Genomic DNA, 12,037 nt, shown 5'->3' with positions numbered 1-12,037 from the left:
ATCTCAACAGACACAGACCAGTGGTTTCAGAAATCCCACCGGATTGAATTCTGCATAAATATAGACCTGCTGAAACAGGTTCCCCATTCTGATTTATGCCGTTCCACTGCATGAAATGCTCTCCTGCGGGAAGGACCGAATTCTCAAGTGTAGTAACTATCCTTCCTGAAAGGTCGTAAACGTCAATTGAAATAAACGCAGACTCTGAAAGCTCGAAGGAGATCGATGCGGTGGAGTAGAATGGATTCGGATCGGCACGAAGAGTAAACCTGCTGGAAGATCCCGGGGTGATACCGGTTTGAGTGACTGTGAAGTTGACGGTATCTGTTGCGACAGCTACCCCGATATCGAAGGAAGTCGCAATAAGCTCATTTGAACCCACCCGGGCATAAAGCTCATCAAGATATGTGTACTTCAAACCGGTTCCAAAGGCATACAGCAACCCGTCATGAGCTGGCATATAAACAACACCATCAGTTATAGAAGGGCTGCCTGCAAACCATTCGCCACCTGTTTGATATGACCAAACCAAATTTCCTGTTTCACAATCAAGAGCAATAACACTTGCGCTGTCAGCAACTGGGTGATATTCACCGAAGAACACCAGCCCATCAGCAATACCGGATGATCCGTGCTGGTTGTATGGAGCAGTCCAGAGAGTGCTTCCATCGGTTGCATCGAGACAGTAGTAAGGCCCGGGTGGTCCATTATGGGCAAAGAAAAGCCGACCATCGAAGTAAGCGGATGTTGCATCCGCATTACCAGGAGAGAGATCAACATCCCACTCCGTGTTTCCATTGATGGCATTTATGGCAAGAGTGTGTCCACTGATGCCATTGATGTAGATCATTCCATCAACAACAACTGGCGATGAATCCCAAAACCCAATATACGCATCATCGTTCTGCCATATAATAGAGCCATCGTCAGTATCAAGAGCGTAGAGAGCTGCATCAATGTGAAATGTTGGAACAAAAAGCATACCATTCCATAGTGCCATGCAACTCGTCATGGTGCTTGGGAGTGATTGAGACCAGATTACATTCCCGTTTGAGGCATCCAGGCAACTTACAGTTGGTCCGAATGTGTTACTTGCGCAGAAAACTCTATCATTAACTACAATAGGAGTGCTTCCTGAGTGATCTGCTATTCCGTTTGCCCATATTCGCACACCCGTTTCTGCATCAAAACAGAATAGAGAATCAGACGGGGAATAGACGCGACCGTTCATCACAGTTACCGCATCATCCGCATGGCCGGTATCGTATTTCCATACTAACTCCCCTGTGGCTGCATCCAAAGCGTACAGAGAATCAGCCGTTCCAGATCCAAGGCTATCTGAAGTGTAGTAAACCATTCCATTAACAACAACCGGAGTAGGGAACTCGTGCGCATAGCCTGTAACAGGTGCTGTCCAGAGTATTGTGTTATCCGTTGGTGCAGGCGATTCAGAATAGCCGTGATTTTGATAATTCTGCATGTAGGTTGGCCAGTCGGTGTTCAATCTCGAAATCTGAATAACTGGTTCTCCATTGAGTGTATAATGAACTGAATCAGGTGGCTCGTTCTCATTCTCCACAATTGCTCTAATTGAAAGCCAGTCACCGTTATAGATCTCTCCGTCAACTGGTTCAGTGATCGTGAGGTTTATGGTGGAGAAAAGAATTGCTGTGATAAAAATTCCGATTGGCATCATATCCTCCGTTCTTTAGAACCTCTGGCATAACAGGATGGCATAACCCTTGGTGCAAAGCGGTGTAGCTTTGCCAGTCCGCGTTGATACACTTGATACTCGTTGAAACCTCCCCAACGGCCTGCTGATGTACCTGTTGCTTGAAGCAGCGGGGGCCTTCTGCATTCTTGTCGAAAGACTATCTTCCCGTTCTTCCTGCTCATAGCAACCTATTGGAATCCCGAAGAATAAGCAATCGAGGAGCTGTAGCGGGTGTAAAAACGCTTTTGATCGGATAAAGGCCATTCACACCCCTTGATGGGATAAAAGAAAAGGTACTTGACAGAAGTGAAGATTGTTGTAAATTTAGATAAGACTAAAATAATAAGATTAATCTAAATCAGGAGGAAGCACAGAGTTGAGTTCAAGTCTTGAAGGACCTTTACGCGCTATGGCTATCAAGGGGAAAAGGGATGTGTATTTGACGAATTCGCGAAGCAACTGCGGCAGTTGTTTCTTTGAACATCAGTGAACGGCTTTCAACAATACGAAGTAGAGGAGTACACCATGAAATACCAATTGTTCATCGTTGCAATTACGTTACTACTCGGAACCATTTCGCGCCTGGAAGCGGAAGAACTCCAACTTACAGGATATGCCATAATGTCCCTTGTTGACGAACGCGATGACGGAGACGATCGCCAGTCCGAACTCGAAATGACACTAATCAATCATAGAGGAGCCACACGTGTTCGGGAAATGCGCAGCTACGGCAAGGAATATGGTGATGACAGTAAACAAGTAATTGTTTTCCTTTCTCCAGCCGATGTTGCCGGAACGGGTTACCTTTCCTGGGAGTATGAAGACGAGCAGTGCGATGATGATCGCTGGCTATATTTGCCCGCACTTCGCATGGTGCGCCGGATCAGCGGGGCGTCAAACGACGATTATTTCATGGGTTCGGATTTTACCTATGATGATATGGGTGATCGAAATGTGGATGAAGACACCCACACTCTTCTCAGGGAAGAAACCCTTGAGGGTCAAACATGCTGGGTTGTTGAATCGGTTCCTTTGAATCAAGACGAACAATACAAAAACCGTCTGATCTGGGTACGACAGGACAACTATATGGTCATCAGGGCTGAGTACTACGACTCGATGGGCCTGATGAAGGTACTGACCGTTGGCAATATCCGTCAGGTGGATGGTATCTGGACTGCTCACAGTATGTTCATGGACAACCTTCGGGAAGAGCACCAGACTCGTCTCACTTTAAGCAATGTTTCCTATAACCAGGATCTGGACGACAATATCTTTACCGTTACGGCCATCGAGCGGGGAAGAGTAGAATGAAATCGCTCCTTCCATTCCTGCTGTCTTGCTTTGCGCTGCAACCATGCACAGGGTCGGACCTGCGTTTTGGGGGCTTTGCGGACACCTATGTGGCCACACGCCTTGATGACGGTAACTGGAACGCAATGCGCACCCGCTTGCGCGCCAATTGTTCCGCTCAGGCGGGCTGCAGTTATATGTTCGTTTCTCTGAACGCAGAGAAAAACCACGTTCTGGAAGAAAAAACAACGGTGGAATTACGGGAAGCCTACTACGAGTATGCCGGTGTGAACTGGGATGTTAGAGCAGGACGCCAAATTTTCTGCTGGGGTAAAGCCGACGGCATACCTGTCACTGATATCCTCTGTCCTGGAGATTACACCGAATTCATCACCCGCGATTCTGATGATATCCGTATGCCTGTAGATGCCTTTCAACTACGATATCTACCTATTTGGGGCAGTATTGAAGTTATCTGGCTGCCTGTGTTTGAGCCGGCTGTTTTCGCATCGGGCGACAGCCCCTGGGCAGTCGAGGCTCACATGTCTGAAAATGAAGTTCTCGACGCATCTGTCCTGCCGGAACGCACACTGGCAAACAGTGAAATCGCCGGAAAAGTTTCACTGTTCACATCAGGAATCGATATTGCGCTGTCAGCCTTTTACACATGGGATGATACCCCTGTATTGCACAGGTATCTTGTTAACGACGATATCCACTGGCAACCACAGTACCATCGATTGGGGTATTACGGTGCTGAAGCAAGCAAACCGCTGGGTGAGTTTGTTCTAAGGGGAGAATTGGCGTTCTTTCAAGGTAAACACTTCACCGACAATCAGACCGGTGACCGAACTGTAGAACGAAATTTCTGTAAAGGGCTGGCAGGTCTTGACTGGTATCCGGGAAATGATTGGACAGTTTCCTCGCAACTGGCTGACGACTGGGTTATGGATCACAGTGCTACGATGGCTCGGGACGAGCATGCGTTGCAGGGAACACTGTTTCTTTCCCGCATGTTCATGCGACAGACTCTGGAGATTGCCAACATGTTCTACTACGGAATCAATGACGGGGATATTTACGATCAGATACTGGTCGACTACGCCCTCTCTGATGCCCTGCATGCCATAGCAGGTGGGGATATTTTCGCTGGACCGGAAGGCAGCGGGTTCGGCGACTACGAAGACAACACACAAGTATGGTTCAAAATAAAGTACAGTTTCTGACTTCTTCCGCACAAACATAGAACGCTGTACATTAATGGAGGATACAATGGGCATACATATTGGAACCATTAACAAATTCTTTTTTCGTGTCGGGAAAGTCATTGTAAAACTGCGCTGGTTGAACCTTATACTCTTCGCATTGGTGCTTTTCGTTGCAGCAAAGGGACTATCACGATTGAAACTTGATACGTCGAATGACAACTGGTTCCTTGAAAACAGCGAAATGATGCATGTTTCTGAAACCTTCGAAGATATTTTTGGCAATAGCGACTACGCAGCTGTACTTGTGAAAGTGGATGATGTTTTCGAGCCGGAAGTACTGCGGAGTATTCGAGAACTCAGCGATGAGGTTGAACGTTTCACTCCACTGGCTGACGAAGTGCTTTCGCTTACGAACCTGGAGTACAGCCTGGGCGTCGAAGGCGGTATCGAGATCATCAACCTTATCCCCGATTCCATACCTGCCGAAAGCGAGGAGTTGGAAAATCTGCGGTCGCAGGCACTGGCCAAACCCTCCATAGTCGGGAAATTGCTCTCACATGACTGCAGCCAAACATGGATCATTCTTCGTCTGCAGCCTTTCCCGGACGATTGGGCCAACGACCCCGAATACCTTGCCTATGCGCAGGCTCTCTCTGAGGAGTATCCTCAGTATTTTGCTGATTTCGACAGTGAGAAACCGCAGCCACCGGAGATATTGATTGGTCATGTATTTGCAGAAATCGTTGGACAGGAGAAGTACGCTCATTTGCATCCTCTAACTTCAGGCATGCCGATGATTAATTACGAAAAGCGCGTCTGGTTTAACGGAGAACTGCCAAGAATCATGCTTCTTGCTCTTCTGCTGTCCGTACTGGTTCTTACTATCTCTCTGCGTTCAGTGCGCGGTGTTATCTTTCCTGTGGTTTGCGGTGTGAGCGCAATGGTTGTTGTATTCGGTTTGCAGGGTTACATGGGTGTAAAGATAGACCCAAGTATAATCACAATGCCGATGCTGCTTGGTTTTGCCGTAGCTGTTGGGTATTCCATTCACATTGTAACCTTCTACAAAAAGGGTCTGCGTGAAGGGCGTACTCCGCGTGAAGCGGCAGTGTATTCCATTGAGGAATCAGGTTGGCCGATCATGTTCACGGCATTGACAACCATTGGCGCATTGATGTCCTTTCTGTTCATAGAAGTACGCCTTCTACGCTGGATAGGTTTGACGTCCGCAGCACTGGTTGGATTCACTTTTCTGGTTACAATTGTGATTCTTCCATCATTGTTCAGTTTTGGCAAACGCAAACCCGGGAAAGCTGTTTCGAACAAGCGAAAAGAAAATCGAATGTCATTCTGGCTGGTTCGACTGAATGACGTAGTTATGGCTCATCCCAAAGCGATTTTACTCTGGGTTGGTTTCTTCATGCTGGCCGGTATATGGGGTCTTACACAAGTTGAAGTCTCGTTTGATGTGCGTCGTTCTATGGGGGCTCGAGTACCCTATGTCAGTAGATTACTGGAAATCAGTGATACTGAAATAGGGGCACTCTACTCGTACGAAATTGGTATTGAGTTCCCTGATGCAAACGGGGCAAGAGATCCGGAAAATCTTCGAAACTTTGCGCAGCTCGAAGAAGAGGTGCGTAATTTCCCTCTCACCAAGAAAACATTTTCTATCCTTGACATCGTAAAGGACCTCAACCAGGTGCTCAATGATGGTAACCCACGGTACTACAGCATTCCATCCATGGATGACATACAAGCCTATACCAATTTTCAGGGATCCGATGAAGAGCGTCATGTGATCGAGACGCAAATCATTGCCCAGACAATGTTCCTTTACGAAAACGCCGGTGGTACTGAAGCGGAGAAATGGATGGACTACGATGGCCGCTGGCTGCACCTGCAGGTAGATCTGGATAATTACAATGCACGGGAACTGCAAGAGGAGTTCAACCGTATCGACCAGCTTGCTGAAGAGCTATTTCCTGATGCCAATGTAATAAAATCAGGCACTGCGGCAAAGTACACGGTCATGCAGGGTATCGTTGCACTGGGTCAGATCAAATCGTTCATGATAGCGCTGGGTCTCATAACTATCCTGCTGATGCTGGTGTTCGGCAGCGTGAAGACAGGCCTTATCGGTATCATTCCGAATATTGCACCCGCACTGGCGGTTGGGGGCGTTATGGGCTTTCTGAAAATTCCACTGGACATGATGACCGTCACAATCATGCCGATGCTGCTGGGACTTGCTGTTGACGATACGATCCACTTCATTAATCACTGCCACCTGGAATACGAACGAAGTGGCAGCTACGAACGCTCAATCCGGCGAACCTTCTTCGTTGTAGGGCCGGCATTGCTAACCACATCGATAGTACTTGTATTTAATTTCTCGGCATATTTTACCTCTCCGGCAAATGTCCTCTTCAACATGGGGCTGCTGGCGTGCATCGGTATCGTAACCGCACTTGTCGCCGATTTTACTGTGACACCGATTCTGTTGAAAATGGCAAGGGTGTATGCAATGGGGTCGGACGTCACTTGCGGCACTTAGGAACTCCGGAGGGTTTAGCACCTTGCGGTTATTTGCGTCTATGGAGGAGCATGCATGGTTCCTCTTAACATAGAGCATGAAGCTGAATGGCTGTACGCCCCGTAGTATATGACCTGCTTCGCTCCATCGAAGGGGTGTACGGGATATACATACAATGCCCTTTCGCCGCATCTTGCTGTCTGTGAGCATAATAGATTGTTTCTCTTAAGTCCGGGTTGAATATAAGCGACTTCGGAAGTCTTCCCGGCATGGACAGCCGACCACCAATACTTAGAGTGGTGGTCGGCTGTTGGTCGTATCAGGCTTTCGCCACAGGGAACTGAATCTCCGTCACCGTATCCGGATCGTTCTGATCACCCATCTCAGCCGGAAGTTGCAGATAGATCTCCCGGGATGGCCCGTTGAACTGGTATCCATTGGTCTCAATCCACTTTATGACCGCCTCGTAAGCTTCGCTGATTGTGGTAAACGCCCCGTGGTGGATTACTGCAGCCACCTCGGCGCCAGGCAGTTCGCGGGCCTGTACCCGATCGTGGGGGGGCAGCGAGACATCCTCGGCGATGGGTTCGCATACCTCGGCGTCGATCTCGGGCTCATCGGAATGGTAAAGCGTGAAGCAGGGACTGGTGCATTTGACCTGGTTCTGGGACAGCATGGTTTCCAACTCTCCCCAGAGAGCGCCTTGTTCGGGATAGGCGGGGATCACGTCTCGCACAGAAGCTATACGTTGGGGTTCAACTTTTTTGATCACGACATCGTACTTGGACATTTTGTCCTCCAATTCAATTTGTTTCAGCCGAGCGGCTACCAGAGTTAATTTTTCCTGCTCCTGCTGCATTTGTTGTTGAATTTCCACCTCCTTCAATCGGAGCATCCCGCGGAGTTGTTCCACGGGAACCTCTTCTGCTAATAAGCGGGCAATCTGATCCAGCGACAGCCCTAAATCCTTCAACGCCAAAATGCGGTTAAGGCGGGGAAGTTGGGAGATCGAGTAGTAGCGGTAGCTGGTGAAGCGATCGATTTCAGCCGGTTCGAGCAGCCCGATTTCATCGTAGTACCGTAGCGTCTTCACCGGAACCTGGCTGAGTTTAGAAAAAAGTCCGATTCTAATCATTGTATTCACCGTTCCTGGTAATGCATTACGAAGGCCTTCGCATACAGTATACAGCCTCCAGTAGATGGAGAGTCAAGGGGGGGAATCAATCGCAAAAGGGAACTCGTTCCATTAGCCGGAAAGCGTATAATCTTCTCATCGGAACGATCTTCCCGGGCTGTCTCTATTGAATCCTAATGGATTTGTAGCTACATATTCGTACTCAGGAAATTCGTTAGTATTTGATATTCAAATCTTACTGCATTATAGTACTATTATAGTGATTTATTATGCATGAAATCTCTAACTTGAGAGGAAGGTGTAGTTGTGAAATACGCACTTGTATTTGCTGTCGTGATCTCGGTTCTGGCAGGAGCGGAAACTATTTTCACGTCATTTGATGTATGGAAAAAAGAAGGTTCGAGCGCATCAGACACAAAGCAACTTGTTGTAGTTGAAAACGATATTATCGTAGCAGGAGGGGTTTGAGCTCCACTGATGGATTCCCGCGCGGGGCGCGGGATAGATGACGAAGAATTTAACATATGGGCGTTGGATTCGAACTCAAATCTGCTTGAGACCTGGACCTGGCCGCTGGACTACTCAGTCCAAAAAGCTCACGCGATTACTCCGGTTGATGATGGAACAGATAATTGTGTGTTAACTGCTGGTCACAATCACCCTGAGGATGGCGAAACGTCATATTTATGCATTGCCCAGCTCGAATGGGATAATACTAATCTTCCGAGACCGGGATTTACTCAAGTGGACATAAATACAATAGGGTTCACTGAAGAATGGAAAATACCTCACGTATCTGATTTGGGTTATCTTGCTGATTGGGATTATCGGGACTATTGGAATTGGGGGAGACTCCGTAACCACGATTCCTATATAGTTATAGGTTCAGATCCTTGTTATACTTCGCAAGGGCAGATCAATGAGGAAAACAGAGCTTTCTGTATTGCAGTGAACATGGATAACAACGATGAGGTATGGCTCAGCTTGGAATCCTCTCATGAAGATAAGTTTGCGCAATGGGCGCGTCTTGTAGTGGCAGATGATGAAATATACTGTGCTGGTACTTACGACTTCAATGATAATGGAATTTTCGATTCTATTCTAATGGGAATGCCTGATCTATCTGATGAAAAAATTGAAAGCAATATAAGGACATTCAGTTCCCTGTCATTTCATTCCGACTTGGTTCGAATTGCTTACTGTGATGAAGCAGCCTCGGATTTCATCATAACTGTCGCTAAGGGCAGTGATATCAACGATCAGAGTGAAAGTATAGTCATTGTAACGTGGGATTCCAGCGGAGCATCGATTAATGACAGGATAATGCACTCAGAGTTCAATGGTTATGACAATCTTCACCCATTTGCTCTAAGATACTATCCAGACAGTAACGCTGCGATACTTCTACTTTCCTATAGAAAAATTAATACTATTACCAATATTAATCGTATTGCAGCGTACAAAATATCTTTATTTGATGATGGAACTATTGAAACTGTTGTACAACTTGGTTTTGATTACAGTGTGCCTTTTCAGTTTGTACCGGATAATGACGGCCAAATTGTGCAACTGCATGCAATCATTGCCAAGGACTTCTATTTTACTGATGATGGCTCAGACATACGTGAGTTCGCGGGTTACGGTTGTGGAATAATGAGGAATAACTATAGTGGAACCTTTCCCAATCATTATAAGCATAATTGGCTTTTCGAGTTTGAACACAGAGATACCGACTCCTCCACCGAGATCTGTTTTGAAGTATCCGCAATTCGAACTCACTGTCCCTCTTATAACGGAATACAATTTTACTCTGTTCCGGAGGAATATGGTGAACGGTTCGATGTTTCTGTCTTCGATCTTAGTGGAAGACAGATAGTGCAGTGTAGCGACCTGTCAGCAGTGGATTTACTGAGTTCCGGTATTAGAGGTATTCAGCAAGGTGTATATTTCATGCATATCAGGTGTATTGGACGAAACGAGTATCATACTGTGAAGTGTATTGTGCTCGATTAAACCTTTAGCCATTTCGAAGATTACGTTCTCTGGATGTATGATGTTTCCTGGATTTCATTGATCTTATTGAGACGCTCGACTTACTCTCAATTCCTGGCTTCAGAGAGAGTATCAAACGATCATCTGATCAGGTTGAGAACGGAGAGACTGTTTCTTTTGATGCTGCTTTCAAGCAAGATTAGATGAGGAAGTATGAAATCCGTTTCACGAAAGAAGCTGTTAAGGACATCAGATATCGGTAAACCATTGGAGGTGTAAATGGTAAAAGTCCTGCCTTTACTGGTTCTACTGGCTGCCAGTGTTTATGGCGGCATTTATAATAACTGTGATGGATGTACATTCTCGGAAACTGCTCTCTTATCAGCACCGGATAAGAATGCTGATACACTGGTTGTTTTACCCCCCGGAACCCCGCTGACCCTGTTTGGTCGTACTGTTCGAAACGATTCAAATCCTGACTGGTGCAAACTATCCGCTTTCTCTGACCCAGAGACTGTTGGGTTTGTGCTAATCAATGATCTTGCGCTGGCTTACAATTTTTATTCATCAGGTGAGACTGTCCTGATGTATGGTTTTTCAGACTCCGAAGAATGGACAGACACAAGAAGTACTTTAAGACTCACAAGAAATGGAAGAATTGTAGATTCGACCACCTTCAATATTAATACAATACCTGCTCCCGGAGACTGGAACTACGATGATCGTGGTTATTTCATTCAGATAAATGAATCCGGTTTGGAAAATGTATCAGCAGCTTACATCCTTCATTTTCCAGAAAGAGAATCCGATTGGTGCAGCAGCAAAATGATGGTAGTTCTCAAGGAGGACAACACCATAATCAGCGGACCCAGTGTTTCAACAGGGGCTTTCGATGACTTCTGGTACTATTCCTCCTCTTGTTTTGTCACACCGGAGGAAACCTCTGTAGATAACATTGTAAACACAGTCGTACTGGGAAGGACAAATGCTGTAGAAGCTGAAGACACTCCTGAAACATACCTTTTTGCAGCAAGATCTATATGGAACGGAAACAGTTTTGAGACAGATGATGAACCATGCGTTCTGGCCCTGCCAGGCGAAAATACATCTTATCTGACTCAAGTTGACCTGGAACCCTTTCGCCTTTCAAACGACTTCAGAGCCGGTGGTTTCCAGATACTTGGCTATCCGGAGCCTCTGCTTCCTCCCGGTGCTGAAAATCTGGAAGTAATTCCTGTATCCTTTTCCACCGAACCAAATGACTTCACCAGTGTAATCATTGCATTCTCCTACCCGGAAGGCTGGCTTCCTCTGGATACACTGTTATCACCTGGCTATGTAAACACTGCCAAGCTTTACGGACAATGGATGGAGGAAACCGAAACACTGAAATTGTACCCAAACGGAGCCATGAGTTCTTCTTATCCAATCAACATTTGGAGAAGAGATAACGAATGGAAGTTCCACCTGATCTCTGAAGAGGTCCGCGATGCTGCAGAGATAGCCTATGCCGCAATGGACAGCCTTCTGGCGGAAGAGAAAATAGCTGAAGCGGAAAACTGGTTGAACTACATACTGATGTCAAAAATGAGTGATAGAACCCACGCTGAAATAGCAGTACAGTTCTTTTACCCTGCTGTAAACGCCTGCATGCATAGTGATAACGGTCTGCAACCACTAGAGGAGGCTAACAGAGCTTTCGCACTGATGGGAATGCGGAACTGGTTCATTGAAATTCCTTCCCAGGGCAGGGATGTCTATCTGGAAAGCGAATTCGCTCAATACATCAATATAGGGAATCTGAAGGAAGGGCTAGGTTGCCTGAGTCAAATGGCAGAAGCCCGGGGTGACAGTGTGTATGCCGCGGAGCTGGAAAACGCCATCAACTCTCTCAACCCGCCGAGGGAATGATATGCCGAGCATTTTCATTCTCGATCCGCTGACAGAAATGACAGAACTGACAGAATGGAATCGATGCTTAACAATATGAGTATCGATACGATCTGTTTCTCTGTGAATCGGGACTTCTACATCCTGACCTCCTGTTGCCAATTCTCCAGGAAGTCTCATCCTAATAACTGTCGCTCAAACGGGGGAGGCTACGCAACCCCTGCATCCACGCCATAAAGGGGTTCCAACTCGGAAGCAACATCCTCCGC

The 12,037-nt window shown here is 46.7% G+C and carries 8 protein-coding genes; 6 read left to right on the top strand and 2 right to left on the bottom strand.

What is annotated here, in order from left to right; genetic code table 11:
* Positions 1 to 1,693: PQQ-binding-like beta-propeller repeat protein (locus tag K8S15_11765; GenBank protein MCD4776711.1), on the bottom strand; the 1,693-nt coding region annotated here is incomplete at its 3' end.
* Positions 1,694 to 2,239: 546 nt separating this feature from the next.
* Here K8S15_11765 and K8S15_11760 point away from each other — a divergent pair.
* The 3 genes from K8S15_11760 to K8S15_11750 are packed head-to-tail and all read left to right on the top strand — an operon-like array spanning position 2,240 to position 6,772.
* Complete coding sequence (locus K8S15_11760; GenBank protein MCD4776710.1) at positions 2,240 to 3,028, top strand: outer membrane lipoprotein-sorting protein; 789 nt, start codon at positions 2,240 to 2,242, stop codon at positions 3,026 to 3,028.
* A complete protein-coding gene (locus tag K8S15_11755) occupies positions 3,025 to 4,233 on the top strand; it encodes a hypothetical protein (protein ID MCD4776709.1) in 1,209 nt (402 codons plus the stop codon). The genes K8S15_11760 and K8S15_11755 overlap by 4 nt, the downstream gene beginning before the upstream one ends.
* 46 nt (positions 4,234 to 4,279) lie before the next feature.
* On the top strand, positions 4,280 to 6,772 hold the full coding sequence (locus K8S15_11750; protein ID MCD4776708.1) for an MMPL family transporter: 2,493 nt from the start codon (positions 4,280 to 4,282) through the stop codon (positions 6,770 to 6,772).
* A 298-nt stretch (positions 6,773 to 7,070) separates the two neighbouring features.
* Here K8S15_11750 and K8S15_11745 read toward each other — a convergent pair whose 3' ends face one another.
* A complete protein-coding gene (locus tag K8S15_11745) occupies positions 7,071 to 7,886 on the bottom strand; it encodes a MerR family transcriptional regulator (protein ID MCD4776707.1) in 816 nt (271 codons plus the stop codon).
* 306 nt (positions 7,887 to 8,192) lie between these two features.
* On the opposite strand from K8S15_11745, the gene K8S15_11740 reads away from it, so the two are divergent.
* The 3 genes from K8S15_11740 to K8S15_11730 all read left to right on the top strand — a co-directional run bounded on the left by K8S15_11740 (position 8,193) and on the right by K8S15_11730 (position 11,789).
* Complete coding sequence (locus K8S15_11740; GenBank protein MCD4776706.1) at positions 8,193 to 8,354, top strand: hypothetical protein; 162 nt, start codon at positions 8,193 to 8,195, stop codon at positions 8,352 to 8,354.
* 9 nt (positions 8,355 to 8,363) lie between these two features.
* Positions 8,364 to 9,899 carry a hypothetical protein gene (locus tag K8S15_11735; protein MCD4776705.1) on the top strand — a complete coding sequence of 512 codons (1,536 nt, stop codon included), beginning with the start codon at positions 8,364 to 8,366 and terminating at the stop codon, positions 9,897 to 9,899.
* A gap of 258 nt (positions 9,900 to 10,157) precedes the next feature.
* Positions 10,158 to 11,789, top strand: coding sequence for a hypothetical protein (locus K8S15_11730; protein ID MCD4776704.1), 1,632 nt, complete (start codon positions 10,158 to 10,160; stop codon positions 11,787 to 11,789).
* Positions 11,790 to 12,037: the final 248 nt, after the last annotated feature.

Source organism: Candidatus Aegiribacteria sp. (assembly GCA_021108005.1).
Taxonomy (GTDB): Bacteria; Fermentibacterota; Fermentibacteria; order Fermentibacterales; family JCC-6; genus Aegiribacteria.
This window is presented reverse-complemented; position numbering and strand designations above follow the sequence as displayed.